Here is a 14609-nt window from a genome sequence, read left to right as displayed (position 1 = left end):
CCCGACGCCCCCATGCTCAAGGCAAGGGGATCAGGATTCGAAAGACCGTGCGTCCGGGTTCGCTCTCGCATTCGATGGTGCCGTGGTGCTGTTGAACGAAGGTTTGTGCCAGGGTGAGTCCCAAGCCCGACCCGCCCTCCCTTCCCGACACCAGCGGGTAGAAGATCCGATCTCGCAAGGACTCCGGGATACCCGGGCCGTTGTCCTCAATATGCAAGACAAGTGCCAGCCGATGAAGATAGCGGTTGATCGTCACACGTCGGGCCACCCGCGTGCGCAGCGTGATCAGCGCGTCGCCGCCCTGCACGATGCGCTCGGACAGCGCCTGCGCCGCATTGTGCGCAATGTTCAACAAGGCCTGGATCAGCTGTTCGCGGTCGCCACGGAACTCCGGCAGCGAGGTGTCGTAGTCACGCCAGACCCGCAACCCGCGGGGAAACTCGGCCAGGATCAGCGAGCGCACGCGCTCGCAGACCTCGTGGATGTTCACATCGCCCACCAGGTGGGGCCTGCGGTGTGGCGCCAGCAGCCGGTCCACCAGGGCCTGAAGGCGATCGGCCTCGTGGATGATGACCTGCGTGTACTCGGTCAGCGCCTTGGATTCGAGTTCCATCTGCAGCAGTTGGGCCGAGCCACGGATGCCTCCAAGGGGGTTCTTGATCTCATGGGCCAGGTTGCGGATCAGCTCCTTGTTGGCCTGGACCTGGTCCTGCACGCGCTCTTCGCGGTCCTGGCGGGTCTGCTGCTCTACCTCGACCAGTTCGATGACGACCAGGTCACCATGTTCCATGCGCGTGACCAGCACCTGCACGGGCAGCGGATCGGAGAACACATTGGGATGACGCTTGAGGCGCGCCTCCAGCCGGCTGGTGGCGTATTCATTGGACGAGACAGCCCTGACCACATCCTGCAGCAGGGCCGGCTCTTCGAACCAGTCGAAGATGGCCTCGCGCAGCACGCTGCGGCGCGACAGGCCAAGTTCTTCTTCGAAGGCCACGTTGGCAAACAGGCACTGGCCATTGGGCTCGATCACGGCCACCATGGTGGCCAGATGGTCAAACGCCTCTACCCCCTCGGGCAGCAGACTCTGTACTTCGCTCGGGTCGACGCGCGAGCCGCCCCGCGCCACACTGTGCTGGCGGCCCAGCAAGGGAGGAGTGCGGTTCACCATGCTCAGTTACGCGTTGCCGAGGTGGGAGCGGCGGACGGAGATGGCGGCTGAGACGGGGACGAGGCAGGCGGCGCCCCCAGCTTGCTCAACTCACGTTTGATCGAGGCGACATCGGCCTCTTTGCGGGCAATGGCCGCCTTCATCTCAGCCACACGGTCGATGTACTTCTGATAATTGCGCTCGTCACCGCGGCGCTCGGGCTCACCGTTGTTGAATTCCTTCTTGAGCGCGGCGAGGGTTTCTTCTTCCTTGCGTAGCTCAGCCTCAAGGATGCTGCGGGAATCCGCATCTCGGGCCTTTTGATCTGCGGAGGACACCTTCTCACCACTGCCACCAGAGGCTGTACCGGAGCGAGGCGCTGCACGCAGAGGCTGCGACTGGATGACGGTGATCGGCGCGCCCTCCAGGGTCTTGCAGCCCTTCGCGGCCGCATCCTTGGCGGACAGCGCATCGGTGTAGAGGTTGCCAGGACAGCGGTACACGGGTTTGTCTTGCGCCTGGGCCTGAGAAAAGGCCAGAACGCCGCACAACACGCCCCCCTGCCAGACCAGGGACGACAGACGGTTCATCGATGATCCTTGCTTCATGCGCCTAGTATGCCTGCAAGCCCCCTGGCCGCAGCCGAGGGTGCCGGCCTGTTTACAACATCAACGCGGCTGACTTCGGGCCCGCCGACATGCCGGAGGCCATCCGCAGCGACATGAAAAAAGGGACGGCTTGCGCCGTCCCTTCCGTGTGGTGATCCCCGAGGGGAATCACAGGCTGTAGTACATGTCGAATTCGACCGGGTGAGTGGCCATGCGGAAGCGGGTGACTTCCTGCATCTTCAGGTCGATGTACGCATCGATGTACGCATCGGTGAACACGCCACCCTTGGTCAGGAACGCGCGGTCCTTGTCCAGGTACTCCAGAGCCTGGTCCAGGCTGTGGCAGACGGTCGGGATCTTCGCGTCCTCTTCGGGCGGCAGGTGGTACAGGTCCTTCGTGGCGGCTTCGCCCGGATGGATCTTGTTTTCCACGCCGTCCAGGCCGGCCATCATCAGGGCGGCGAAGGCCAGGTAGGGGTTGGCCGAAGGATCGGGGAAGCGCGCTTCGATGCGGCGGCCCTTGGGGTTGGCCACATACGGGATGCGGATCGAGGCCGAGCGGTTCTTGGCCGAGTAGGCCAGCTTCACCGGGGCTTCGAAGCCGGGCACCAGACGCTTGTACGAGTTCGTACCGGGGTTGGTGATGGCGTTCAGGGCACGGGCGTGCTTGATGATGCCGCCGATGTAGTACAGGGCGAATTCGCTCAGGCCAGCGTAGCCTTCACCGGCGAACAGGTTCTTGCCGTCTTTCCAGATCGACTGGTGAACGTGCATGCCGGAGCCGTTGTCGCCAACGATGGGCTTGGGCATGAAGGTGGCGGTCTTGCCGTAGGCATGGGCCACGTTCACGATCACGTACTTCTGCAGCTGCAGCCAGTCGGCGCGCTGGGTCAGGGTGCTGAAACGCGTGCCGATTTCCATCTGGCCGGCGTTCGCCACTTCGTGGTGGTGCACTTCGACGGGGATGCCGACCGATTCGAGGATCAGGCTCATTTCCGAGCGCATGTCCTGGAAGCTGTCGACGGGGGGCACGGGGAAGTAGCCGCCCTTGACGGTCGGACGGTAACCGGAGTTGCCGTGCTCGTATTCCTTGCTGGTGGACCAGGCGCCTTCTTCGGATTCGATCTTGAAGAAGCTGCCGGACATGTCGTTGCCCCAGCGGATCGAATCGAACACGAAGAATTCGGGCTCAGGACCGAAGTAGGCGGTGTCGCCCAGGCCGGAGGCCTTCAGGTAGGCTTCAGCGCGCTTGGCCAGCGAGCGGGGATCGCGCTCATAGGCCTTGCCGTCCGTCGGATCGATGACGTCGCAGGTCAGGATCAGCGTGGGTTCTTCGAAGAACGGGTCGATGTTGGCGGTGGCCGGGTCAGGCATCAACTGCATGTCGGAGGCTTCGATGCCCTTCCAACCGGCAATGGACGAACCGTCAAAGGCGTGGCCCGAGACAAACTTGTCTTCGTCGAAATGGGACACAGGCACGGTCACGTGCTGTTCTTTACCGCGGGTGTCGGTGAAACGGAAATCAACGAACTTGACTTCGTTGTCCTTCACCAGCTTCATCACGTCGGCGACGGTCTTGTTGGCCATCAGGTGCTCCTAGCAAGAGGCTTGTATGTGCAAGAAGAATTGGGTGTTTTGTCTGTTTCCAGATCAGAAACAGCGCGCAGTGTAATAGCGAAAACCATGCCGCCTTCCGGGGTGCGTCAAAGTGTCCGACAGGAAAAAGACAGGTTTGCGGCGCACCAAGCTCGTGTCTGGTGCAGCTGAAAGCGGGTTGCACGCGCAAAAGAGATGCACTGGCATGCGACATGAAACCGCATCATGAAATATAAATGGTTGCAGCGCGGATGCGGGGCCGCATAAAACACCGTTTTGGTGCCTTTTGACCTGACAACCAATCAATGCACCACTTCGGGGCCTAATGATGCACCAAAAATGATCAGGCCGTCCAGAAGTGCCTGGTAGGCCTGATCGATCGCCCCTGGCGAGCCTTTCACCCCCAGCTCGATGTGGCGTCCATGCACCGGGTGGTCGACGCTGGGGAGGCTGAACACCTTGATGCCGGGGAAGCGGGCCTCGATGTCCAGCATCAACGGGGTCAGCCGGGATTCGATGGCCCCATACACCACGACGGCACGCGAGGCTTCCGCCCCCCGCCCGTGCAGGCCCGCATGCAGCGTGTCCAGCACCCAGGCCACCATCGGCCAGGCCATCACCGGAAAACCGGGCACGAAGTGCACGCGCCCTGCCACGGTGAAGCCCGGGATCTGGTTGTAGGGGTTGGGGATGATCTCCGAGCCTTCGGGGAAATGGCCCATCTGCAGGCGGCGCTGGGTGTCGGCGGAATCCGGGTCGAAGGCCTCGCCTTCCTGCTCAGCGAGCTGGCGGCAACGCTGCAGGATCAGTTCGCGCGCTTCGGCGTGCAGCACCAAGGGGCGCCCCAACGCACGGCCGGCCGCCGCACGGGTGTGGTCGTCCGGGGTAGCGCCGATGCCACCAAACGAGAACACCACGTCATTGCCGGCCAGCGCATCCTGGACCGCGGCGGTGATCATGCCCGGCTCGTCACCCACATAGCGCGCCCAGGACACCTTCAGGCCCCGCTCCGCCAACAGCTCGATGGATTTGGCCAGGTGCTTGTCCTGCCGACGCCCACTGAGGATCTCGTCCCCGACGATGATGAGTCCGATCATGGTGCGTCTGGATGCGAGCGAGGTGAAGGCAGGGAGGTGTTGCCGCCGGCCCCTGGTCCGGGCACCTCACGCACCGGTACATCGATCACGGTGGTCTCGGGCGCATGTGCCGGGGATTGCGGTGATTGGGCCGTGGGCCTGAGTTCGCTGACAGGCACGGCGCGCGCCTCGGCAGCCCGCTGGATCTGCAGCGCGGCCAGCAGGTAGTGGGCAAACCACAGGCTGGAGAACGCGAACACCATGGTGTAGAGCCACACCGAAATCACCAGCATCAAGGGCGCCAGGATCACGGTGATGGCGCCCAGTGCCCACAGGGCGGCGGGTGCTGCCCCCAGGTAGCCCGAGATGATGCCGATGGTCAGCAAGGCAGAACGGCGCTCACGCATCAATTGCTGGCGCTCTTTGACGCTGGCGTGATCGGCCAGGGTGTCATAGGCCATGACCCGGTAGGTGAGCCATCCCCAGATCAAGGGCGGCAGCACCAGGGCGAACGGGGGGATGAACCACAACGGCAAGGTCAGGAACAGCGCCAGCAAGGCCGCGACGGCAGCGCTGGCCGACCACGCCAGCGAGGCCCACCAGCTGCCGCCATGGCGCTCTTGCAGCGCCGGAAAGCGGCGCTGCGCCACCAGTTTGACGATGGCTGGCGTCATCATGGTGGCCACCACCAGCAGGCAGGCCACGACCACCACCGGCACGGTCACGATCACCAGCAGCAGTGGGGCCAGCACGGCCCGAAAGCCCGTGGCGCCCAAGCCATCGAGCCAGTTCAGGAAGGTCTGGCTGAGCGACCAGGTATCGAGCCCCACACGCACCTGGGCGACGGCATCGGTCCACCCCCACCAGGCCAGGCCGCCCAGGCAGAGCATGGACAGCAGCAGAGGCACCACCGACAGCCAGATCACCCGGGGGTGCAGGCAGTACAGCATGGCGCGCAGGGCCGCATCCACGACAGAGGCCGGCGCCAAGGTGGCGGGTTGAGCGGAAGGTGGTGGCTTTGCGGTATCGGCGGCGAGCATCTTGGTGGTGTACGTCCTTGTGCCGCCAGCATACCCAAGGTGGATCAACCGCGCCCGGCCCAGGTCAGTTCCGCCCGGCCAGACGCTTGAGTCCCAGCCACTGCTGCGCCCAGAACCCTTCGCCATAATCACGCGCGCCGTGCTCAGGCAACTGGTCGCGGATGCCCGTGGGTTGCAAGGCGGTGCGGAAATCGGCGGTGCCAAACAGGATGTCCCACACGGGGAAGAGCACCGCGAAATTGCAGCCCCCCAGGGAATGGGGGCCATTGGATTCATGCCCGATGCCGATGCCGTGGTGCACACGGTGAAAGCGTGGCCCCACCACCAGGCGCTGCAGCCCGGGGCCGAAGCTCATGCGCACATTGGCGTGCGACAGGCTCTCCACCAGTTGCGTGAGCGCCACCAGCGCCACGAACTGTCCGGGCGGCACACCGATGCCGCGCGCCACCAGCACGATGATAAGGTCGCGCAGCAGGTCGTCGAACACATGGTTGCGGTTGTCGCTCCACATGGTCATCTGGCGCTGGCTGTGGTGCAGCGAATGCAGGGCCCACCAGCGGTTCAGGCCGTGCTGGCCACGGTGGATCCAGTAATCGACGAAATCGAACACCAGCAGGTAGAGCAGGAAGCTCAGCCAGGCGGTGTCGGTGATGCCAGGCCACCACGGTGCGACCGCAGCGTCGAGCTGGAACCCATTGATGCCCTGCACGCTGGCCCAGCCGAACAGGCCGTCCAGCAGTGGATCCACCGAGAAGAACAACGCCACACGGAACAGGCCCAGCCGGTGGATCAGCGTGTAGAGGATGTCGACGCGCACGGCACGGCGGTCGGTGATGACCTCAACCGGGCGCCAGCGCTGCAAGGGCCAGAACACCGCCAGCATCACCAGCAGTTGCACCAGGCCCACCAGCAACCAGCCGGTGGCATCAAAGGCGTCTTCGAGCAAATTGCCCCAGCCCAGCGAGAACAGCACGGGCTGCACCAGGTGCTCGAACAGGCTTTGCTGCATCAAGCCGAAATGGTCGGACAACCAACCCATCCACGTGTCCCACATGCCTGGTGCGCTCCTTCTTATCGCAATGGCTGAATTGGCTCAGGGCGCCGCGCCGACGCCCCGGTAGTCGGGGTGCTCGCGCAAGGTGGCGAAACAAAGGCCCTTGGCCTTGAGCCCGACGATCAGGGGTTCGAGCACGGCGGGCGCCCAGGGTTCCTGGCGCGACCAGATGCCCAGGTGGGCCAGAAGGATGTCGCCCTGGCGCACCTGGGTCAGCGCCTGTTGCAGCAGACGCTGGTTGGGGTAGCGCTCGCTGGACAGTTCGTCGCCCAGGAAGCCGGCCGGCGTCCAGGGCACGTGGTGCCATCCGCAGGCGCGGGCGACGGCTAGCAGCTTGGGCGAGGTCTTGCCACCGGGGGCCCGGAACAAGGCCCGCATGGGCTGGCCCGTCATGGCCTGGAAGCGCTGGGCACTGCGCGCCAGCTCCTCACAGTACTGGGGCGCGGACAGGTCCACCGACCGGCCATTGTCCGGGCCTGCCGTGGGGCGGAAGGTGAAGCCCTTCGAGGTGTCCTTGCGCCAGATCAGGTGGTCCCAGGTGTGGCTACCGAAATCGTGGCCCTGCGCGGCCATGGCCTTCCACCAGGGGGCCCAGTGATCGTCCAGGCTGGCACCCGCCGGCCGGTCGCCCACGGGCTGGGTGCGCTCGTTGGCCAGGAAGAAGGTGACAGGCACCTGATGGCGCTTGAGCACATCGGCCACCAGCGGCGCCACGCCCATGTGGCCGGTGTCGAAGGTCAGGTAGACGGGGTGCTCGCAGGGTGAGCCCGCCTTGGCGCCGGCCACCGAAGCCCCTGGGGCGGCCAGCACAGGCGCGCCCAGCAGTGCCAGGCACAGCGCGAAACGGGTCCGTGCGCGGTCAGCGCGGCGCATGGTCCAGGGTCCACACGCCGTGCGGCGAGCGGCCCACCTTCACCTGGCGAATCACCTTGCCCTGCACGGTGTCGATGAAGGTGAGCTTGCGGGCCCAGCGCGAGGTGGTCAGGATGGTCTTGCCGTCCGACAGCACGTCCATGCAGTCCGGCCCGCCGGGGGCCGGGTAGTTGGCCACCACGGTGAAGGTTTGCAGGTCAATGCGGCTGATGGTGTTGGCCACGCGGTTGCTGACCAGCAGGTGCCGTTTGTCACCCCAGGCACGGAAGGCGTGGGCGCCCTCGCCCGTCTCGATGCGCTTGACCAGCACGGGCTTCGGGCCGCGCACGTCGTACACCTCGACGAACTTGTCGCCCGTCAGGCCCAGCAGCAGGAAGCGGTCGTCGTAGCTCAGGAAAACATCGGCCGGCATCTTGCCCACGGGCACCTTCCAGCGCGGCGCCTGGGTGGCCAGGTCGATCGAGATCAGCTCGTCGCTGTCCTGCATGGACACATACACCACGGTGCTTCGGCTGTCGATGGTGATGTGGCTGGGCGTCTTGCCGGTGGGGATGCGCTTGGCCAGCGTCAGGGTCAGGCCGGCCGGCTGAGCGTAGGACACCCGGTAAATGTCGACATGGTCCAGGCGGTTGGCGGCCGTGACGAACCATTTCATGTCGGGTGAGAAGCGCAGGTGGTAGGGGTCGGAGATGCCGGTCAGCACCTTCTGCACATCCCCCGTGAGCGGATCCAGCAGCGTGATGGTGTCGCTCAGGGCATTGGCCACCAGCAGGGATTTCTCATCCGGCGTGAGGTAGAGGTGGTGCGGCTCCTTGCCCGTGGGCACCCGCTTGACCTCCTTGAACGTGACCGGATCGATCACGCTGACATTGGCGTCCAGCGAGTTCAGCACGAAGATCGGCGGCTTGGCGGCCTTGGCCAGCGGCCCGACGGGCGCAGAAGCCCCTTGAGCCCAGACCGCAGGCACCGGCAAGGCCGCAACGGCCAGGGCTGAGAGCGCATGGCGCGCGCCAGACGACAGGAAGGACCGGCGCACCAGTGCCTTGGGAAAGCCACGTGAAATCAATTGCGTCACCTGCGATGGAACCGCGCAGTGTACGCGGCCCGCCAGCCGGGAAGGCCGACCCAGGTCAAACGCATGACCTGGGATTTGTGCTGACGCGGCTGCGCCCGGGATCACCGGATTTGTGCAGGATCCCCGGTGAAATCACTCGTTGTCGCCACCGAGGATGCCGCCCAGCAGGCCGGCGCCCGCGACGCCCGGCAGCAGGGAGCCTTCTCCACGCCCGCCCCCGCCCGTCTGCGGCGCCGCAGCAAAGATGCGGGACGCCAGGCGTGAGAACGGCAGGCTCTGCAGCCACACTGTGCCAGGGCCGCTGAGGCGGGCCAGGAAGATGCCCTCGCCGCCGAAAAGCGCCGTCTTGATCTTGCCCACGTACTGGATGTCGAAATCCACATTGGGGGTGTAGGCGACCACGCAGCCCGTGTCCACCATCAAGGCTTCGCCGGCTTGCAGATCGCGGCGCAGCAAGGTGCCGCCGGCATGCACGAAGGCCAGGCCATCACCCTCCAGCTTCTGCATGATGAAACCCTCACCGCCGAAGAAGCCGACGCCGAGCTTGCGCTGGAACCCGATGCCCAGCGACACGCCACGGGCCGCACAAAGGAAAGAATCCTTCTGGCACAGCAGGGTGCCGCCCAGCTGGGCCAGGTCCATCGGGATGATCTTGCCGGGGTACGGGGCGGCGAACGCCACACGCTTCTTGCCGGAACCCTGGTTGGTGTAGACCGTGGTGAACAGCGATTCGCCCGTGATCAGGCGCTTGCCGGCGCCCATCAGCTTGCCGAAGAAGCCGCCCTGCTGCTGCGAGCCGTCGCCGAAGACGGTGTCCATGTCGATGCCACCGTCCATGAACATCATGCTGCCGGCTTCGCCAATGGCGGCCTCGCCGGGGTCCAGTTCGACCTCGACGAACTGCATCTCACTGCCCTTGATCTCGTAGTCAACGACGTCCATCGCCATGATTGCGTGCTCCAAAAAACAACAGGGGTTCGTTTCGGCGTGCCCCCGGGATAATCGCGACACCATCGGGGCGCGATCGCGGGCACAGTGACACTGCCCGGATTGTGCTCGAACTCGACCCACACCACGCCAAAGTCCATGGCCGTTCTGGAGAACCTGCACCCCCCAACGCTGTTCTTCACCACCATCGTGGTGATGGCGACGGCCGCGGGCATCATGACCTACGTCGGCCTGTCGCAACGCACTTACCGGGGGTTCTGGTGGTGGGTGTGGGCGCAGTGGCTCAACCTGGCCGGCGCGGTCTGCACCCTGTACAGGTACGACCATCCCGCGATGTTCGCGCTGTCGGTGCTGCTGGCCCTGCAATGGCCCATCACCATGCTGGGCGGGCTGCGCCGCTTCTACGTGCGCTCGGAGCTGCCGGTGCCGCCCTGGGGCGACCAGGTCGTGCTGATCGCCGGCTTCCTGTGGTGGCTGATGGTCTGGTCCCATGCGCCCGATGACGCCGGCGGCCGGGTCGCGTCCTTCACCATGTCCAGCATCGCCGGCTATGCCTACGCCTCCTGGATGGTGTGGTCGATCCGCGAATGGCGCGAGAGCACCCACCTCAAGGCTTTCCTGCTGTTCATGGTGCTGGGCGTGGCCGTGCAGGTTCCGCGCCTGATCGAAGGCATCCAGTTGTGGGGCGTGCAGGTGACCGCACCCAACACCTTCGTGCAGCAGCCCTTCCTGAGCCTCACGCTCACGGTGGCCGTGATCTTCGCCGTCTACATGGGCCTGCTGCTGACCTACGAGCGCACCGAGCAGGACCTGCGCGAATCCCAGCGCCAGCTGCGTCTGATGGTCGATTTCGACATGCTCACGCAACTGCCCAACCGCCGCCACTTCCAGGACATGGCCCAGCAGACGGTGCGCCTGTCGCCCCCCGGGGCCTGCGCCCTGATGGTCTTCGACATCGATGGGTTCAAGCACCTCAACGAGGTGCACGGGCACGCGGCCGGCGACACGGCCCTGCGGCTGGTCTCCAGCGTGGCGCGCGCCATGCTGCGGGGCCGTGACCTGGTAGGCCGCCTGGGCGGCGATCAGTTCATCGCCCTGCTGCCCGACACCAACCCACAGGATGCGCTGCATGTGGCCACCCGGATGGCCCGGCTGATCGACGAAAAGCAGCGCGAACGCGACTCGGCCCGGGAGCCCATCGGCCTGAGCGTCGGCATCGTCCAGGTGCAGGAATCCGAAACCATGGACCATGCCATCCACCGCGCCACCGAAGCCGTGGCCGAAGCCAAGCGCCAGGGCGCCCACCGCGCCGTGCTGGCCAGCGTGGATGCCCAAGGCACTCCCGGTGTGATCAGCGTGCAGGCCTTCAAGCCAACACGAAGCTGAGTGCACTTCTCCTTTCTTCTGACTTGATACCTTCGACATGCCCGACTTTGACGTGGTCGTGATCGGGGCCGGTGCCGCCGGCCTCTTCTGTGCCGGCGCGGCTGGCCAGCGCGGCCTGCGGGTGCTGCTGCTGGACCACGCCACCAAGGTGGCCGAGAAGATCCGCATCTCCGGCGGCGGCCGCTGCAACTTCACCAACCGCGAAGCCCTGCCCGCCAACTACCTGGGCGAGAACCCGCATTTCTGCCGCTCCGCGTTGGCCCAGTACACCTGCGCCGATTTCATCGAGCTGGTGCGCAGGCACGGCATCGCCTTCCACGAAAAGCACAAGGGACAGCTGTTCTGCGATGGCAGCAGCCAGCAGATCATCGACCTGCTGCTGACCGAATGCACTGAAGGCGGCGTGACGCGGCGCCAGCCCTGCGGCGTGGGTGCCGTGCGCGCAGTGGCCGAGCCCGGGCCGGGTGAGCGGCGTTTCGAGCTGGACACCGAACAGGGCCTGGTGCGGGCCGACCATGTCGTGGTGGCCACCGGCGGGCTGTCGATCCCCAAGATCGGCGCCACCGATTTCGGCCAGCGCCTGGCTCAGCAGTTCGGCCACCGCATCGTGCCGCTGCGCCCTGCCCTGGTCCCGCTGACCTTCGATGCGGCCCAGTGGGCGCGGTGGTCGGCCTTGTCGGGGGTCGCGCTGCCGGTTGTCGTCACGGCCACACCGGCGCCTGCCGAGGGCGCCACCAAGGGCAAGAACAAGGTCAAACCCGTCAGCTTCGACGAAGACCTGCTGTTCACCCACCGCGGCCTGAGCGGCCCGGCCATCCTGCAGATCTCCAGTTTCTGGGCGCCCGGCCAGCCGCTGAGCATCAATCTGGCCCCCGGCATCGACTTGGCCGAGGCCTTGAGGCAGAGCAAGCAGGGCTCGCGCCGTCAGCTCTCCACCGCCTGGCGAGATGCCCTGCCAGAGGCCGTACCGCAGCGTCTGGCCCAGGCCTGGCTGCAGGACACTGCCGCGCGCCATCCTGCCCTGCAGGACACCGCCGCCGTGGCCGAACTGAAGGACAAGGACCTGGACGCCCTGGGCCAGTCGGCCAATGCCTGGTCCATCACACCCAGCGGCACCGAGGGCTATGCCAAGGCCGAGGTCACGGCTGGCGGCGTGGACACGCGCGAGCTCAGTTCACAATCCATGGAGAGCAAGCTGCAGCCCGGCCTGTATTTCATCGGCGAGGTGGTGGACGTGACCGGCTGGCTGGGTGGCTACAACTTCCAGTGGGCCTGGTCGAGTGCCATGGCCTGCGCCAGGGCCATGGCACAGAGCCCGGCCTGAGCCCGCGCTAAGATGCACACATGAGCGACACCCACTTCGGTTTCCAGACCGTCGACGAATCCCAGAAGGCCTCGCGCGTGCGCGGCGTCTTCGACTCCGTGGCCGGCAAGTACGACATCATGAACGACCTGATGTCGATGGGCCTGCACCGCCTGTGGAAGGCCTACACCATCGCCGCCAGCGGTGTGCGCGAAGGCCACAAGGTGCTGGACATCGCAGGCGGCACGGGCGATCTGGCCCAGGCCTTCGCCAAGCGCGTGGGCCCGCGCGGCACGGTCGTGCACACGGACATCAACGAGGCCATGCTGGCCACCGGCCGCGACCGCCTGGTCAACGCCGGCGTGATGCTGCCCACCACGCTGTGCGATGCCGAAAAGCTGCCTTTCCCGGCCAACACCTTCGACATCGTCACCGTGGCCTTCGGCCTGCGCAACATGACGCACAAGGACAAGGCCCTGGCCGAGATGTGCCGCGTGCTCAAGCCGGGCGGCCGCCTGCTGGTGCTGGAGTTCTCCAAGGTGGCCAAGCCGCTGGAGAAGACCTACGACTGGTACTCGTTCAAGGTGCTGCCCAAGATCGGCAAGTTCGTCGCCAACGACGAAGAAAGCTATCGCTACCTGGCCGAATCCATCCGCATGCACCCCGACCAGGCCACCCTCAAGGCCCTGATGAAGGACGCGGGCTTCGGCCATGTGGACGTGCACAACATGACCGGTGGCGTCGTGGCCCTGCACATGGGCCTGAAGTGCTGACCTGATCGCTGGCTTGATCTATCGGGATCAGGTCGGCGGCAGCCCCAGCAGCTGGGCCCTGAGGGGCTTGGACGCCACCTCGTCACCGATCCAGATGCGCAACAAGGCCCGGTAGAAATCATCGCCGGGGATGTCGTTGCCCACGGCCTGGCCGTCCACCGTCACGTGCGTGCCCACGCCGGGCTGGAAATCCAGCAGGATCTTCGAGCCCTTGCGGGCTTCACCCAGCGACATCATCAAGGACCTGAGCTGCTCCACGCGTGGCTGCAGCCGCGCCATCTCTGCCTTGCTGGTGTTCTCCGCCAGGGCCTTGCTCAGGTTGTCGGCCAGCAACTCGCTGCCCACATTGCGCATCATCACCAGTTGCACGCGCTTGGCGCCGGGCATGCCCAGTACATCGCTCGGATGCGTTTCCTTGTGCGGCAGGTACAGGCCGACCACATAGACCTTGATGAACATCTTGGACCGCAGGCCCAGGCCATTGAGCACCAATGGCTGCCCAGCCACCGCGACCGCGTCATCCAGTGCCACGCCGGCCACTTCCGAGGCCTGCCCCGGCAGCGCGATCACGCAGGCGCCGGCCATGGCCAGCACCGCCAGCAAGCGCTTGACGTGACGGTGGTGACGGTGCCTGTTCAGCTTGTTCATCTTGTTGGCTGCCATGTTGGTGGAAAAACCGATGGCAATGCTACATCGCGAATGCAACATTGAGTGGTCCATCATGTCGCGTTTGCTACTTGCATTACAAATGCCCGTCAAAGCCCCGCCGCCCAGCCGCCAGAAACCCGCTGCCAGCCCACAGGCCGCCGCGCCTGAAGATGTCGAGCAGGCCTCGCCGCGCCGGCCTGCGGGCAGCACAGCCTCCGGCATGACCGTGGCCGAACTGGCTCGCCAGACGGGCGTGTCGGTGCGCAACATCCGCGCCTACCAAACTGCCGGGCTCATGCCGCCTCCAGTGCTGCATGGGCGCCTGGGCCTGTACTCGGGTCAGCACAAGTCACGGCTGGAGCTGATCCGCGAGATGCGTCACATGGGCTTCGGCCTGGAAGCCATCGGCGACCTGCTGGCCCGTGTGCCCGACCGCGCCGGTGCGGAGTACTCGCTGATCGCCCAGCTGTTTTCCAACGGCTTCTTCCGCGTGGAGCAACCACTTCGCAAGAGTCTGGCCGATCTGACCGAGCACTGGGGTGAAAGCATCACCGCCGAACAGGTCATGCCGCTGCTCAACACGGGCCTGTACCAGACGGTCGACACCGACGAGGAAAGCCCGCTGCAGTCCGAAACGCAGGTGGACATCCTCAGCCCGTCGCTGTGGGCCATCGGCAAGCAAATGGCCGAGATGCAGGTGCCTTTGTCGACCTCACTGGCGCTGCAGAACCAGCTGATCGAGCACATGCGGGCCATCGCCCAGGCCTATGTGGACCAGTTCGTGATCGCCATGGTGCGCGAGCTCATGCAGACATTGAGCCCGCAGCAGGTGGATCCGGATGCAGCCGACCAGGACCCTCTGCTGGCGCTGCCGCCCAATGCGCTGCGCACCGTGCACAACCTGTTCGAGCGCCTGCGCCCGCTGGCCATCGGCTCGGTGTCGGCGGCCTTCCCGGTGGTGCTGCAGCAAGAGTTCGACCGCGGGGTGCACGACAAGCTCAAGGCCCGCGTGCGCCAGCAACGCGCGAAGCTGTCGTCGCAGCGGGGCGACTGAGCCTCGGCTCAGGCCACGACGCCGG

The 14609-nt window shown here is 65.6% G+C and carries 14 protein-coding genes; 4 read left to right on the top strand and 10 right to left on the bottom strand.

Going from position 1 to position 14609, the window contains the following annotated elements; genetic code table 11:
* Window positions 1-16: 16 nt before the first annotated feature.
* From glnL to EIP75_RS17275, 9 genes are all read right to left on the bottom strand, one after another.
* Window positions 17-1171: a nitrogen regulation protein NR(II) gene (glnL, locus tag EIP75_RS17315; RefSeq protein ID WP_125244543.1), complete on the bottom strand. Its 1155-nt coding sequence runs from the start codon at window positions 1169-1171 to the stop codon at window positions 17-19.
* Window positions 1172-1173: 2 nt separating this feature from the next.
* On the bottom strand, window positions 1174-1740 hold the full coding sequence (locus EIP75_RS17310; protein ID WP_125244542.1) for a hypothetical protein: 567 nt from the start codon (window positions 1738-1740) through the stop codon (window positions 1174-1176).
* A 186-nt stretch (window positions 1741-1926) separates the two neighbouring features.
* A complete protein-coding gene (gene glnA, locus EIP75_RS17305) occupies window positions 1927-3345 on the bottom strand; it encodes a type I glutamate--ammonia ligase (protein WP_125244541.1) in 1419 nt (472 codons plus the stop codon).
* A gap of 311 nt (window positions 3346-3656) precedes the next feature.
* Window positions 3657-4451, bottom strand: coding sequence for a competence/damage-inducible protein A (locus tag EIP75_RS17300; RefSeq protein ID WP_125244540.1), 795 nt, complete (start codon window positions 4449-4451; stop codon window positions 3657-3659).
* Window positions 4448-5470 (bottom strand): EI24 domain-containing protein, encoded by a 1023-nt coding sequence (locus EIP75_RS17295; protein ID WP_125244539.1) that lies wholly within the window; start codon window positions 5468-5470, stop codon window positions 4448-4450. Before EIP75_RS17295 ends, EIP75_RS17300 begins: the two co-directional genes overlap by 4 nt.
* Window positions 5471-5534: 64 nt before the next feature.
* Window positions 5535-6509: a sterol desaturase family protein gene (locus tag EIP75_RS17290; RefSeq protein WP_125244581.1), complete on the bottom strand. Its 975-nt coding sequence runs from the start codon at window positions 6507-6509 to the stop codon at window positions 5535-5537.
* 54 nt (window positions 6510-6563) lie between these two features.
* Window positions 6564-7397: a polysaccharide deacetylase family protein gene (locus tag EIP75_RS17285; protein WP_125244538.1), complete on the bottom strand. Its 834-nt coding sequence runs from the start codon at window positions 7395-7397 to the stop codon at window positions 6564-6566.
* On the bottom strand, window positions 7384-8364 hold the full coding sequence (locus EIP75_RS17280) for a YncE family protein (RefSeq protein WP_420797175.1): 981 nt from the start codon (window positions 8362-8364) through the stop codon (window positions 7384-7386). The genes EIP75_RS17285 and EIP75_RS17280 overlap by 14 nt, the downstream gene beginning before the upstream one ends.
* 240 nt (window positions 8365-8604) lie before the next feature.
* The gene (locus EIP75_RS17275) at window positions 8605-9420 is read right to left on the bottom strand and encodes a TIGR00266 family protein (RefSeq protein ID WP_125244537.1); all 816 of its coding nucleotides are present in this window, start codon (window positions 9418-9420) and stop codon (window positions 8605-8607) included.
* Window positions 9421-9558: 138 nt separating this feature from the next.
* Here EIP75_RS17275 and EIP75_RS17270 point away from each other — a divergent pair, with 138 nt between their 5' ends.
* From EIP75_RS17270 to ubiE, 3 genes are read left to right on the top strand one after another with little or no spacing between them, the layout of a single operon-like run.
* Entirely contained in the window at window positions 9559-10806 is a 1248-nt protein-coding gene (locus EIP75_RS17270) for a GGDEF domain-containing protein (RefSeq protein WP_125244536.1), read from the top strand.
* A gap of 37 nt (window positions 10807-10843) precedes the next feature.
* Entirely contained in the window at window positions 10844-12130 is a 1287-nt protein-coding gene (locus tag EIP75_RS17265) for a BaiN/RdsA family NAD(P)/FAD-dependent oxidoreductase (RefSeq protein ID WP_199758630.1), read from the top strand.
* Between the two features lie 20 nt (window positions 12131-12150).
* Window positions 12151-12882 carry a bifunctional demethylmenaquinone methyltransferase/2-methoxy-6-polyprenyl-1,4-benzoquinol methylase UbiE gene (gene ubiE / locus EIP75_RS17260; RefSeq protein ID WP_125244535.1) on the top strand — a complete coding sequence of 244 codons (732 nt, stop codon included), beginning with the start codon at window positions 12151-12153 and terminating at the stop codon, window positions 12880-12882.
* A 27-nt stretch (window positions 12883-12909) separates the two neighbouring features.
* Here ubiE and EIP75_RS17255 read toward each other — a convergent pair whose 3' ends face one another.
* The gene (locus EIP75_RS17255; protein ID WP_158622889.1) at window positions 12910-13530 is read right to left on the bottom strand and encodes a chalcone isomerase family protein; all 621 of its coding nucleotides are present in this window, start codon (window positions 13528-13530) and stop codon (window positions 12910-12912) included.
* 100 nt (window positions 13531-13630) lie between these two features.
* Here EIP75_RS17255 and EIP75_RS17250 point away from each other — a divergent pair, with 100 nt between their 5' ends.
* The gene (locus tag EIP75_RS17250) at window positions 13631-14584 is read left to right on the top strand and encodes a MerR family transcriptional regulator (RefSeq protein ID WP_158622888.1); all 954 of its coding nucleotides are present in this window, start codon (window positions 13631-13633) and stop codon (window positions 14582-14584) included.
* The last annotated feature ends 25 nt before the right edge of the window (window positions 14585-14609 follow it).

Source organism: Aquabacterium soli (genome assembly GCF_003933735.1).
GTDB classification, from domain to species: domain Bacteria; phylum Pseudomonadota; class Gammaproteobacteria; order Burkholderiales; family Burkholderiaceae_C; genus Aquabacterium; species Aquabacterium soli.
This window is presented reverse-complemented; position numbering and strand designations above follow the sequence as displayed.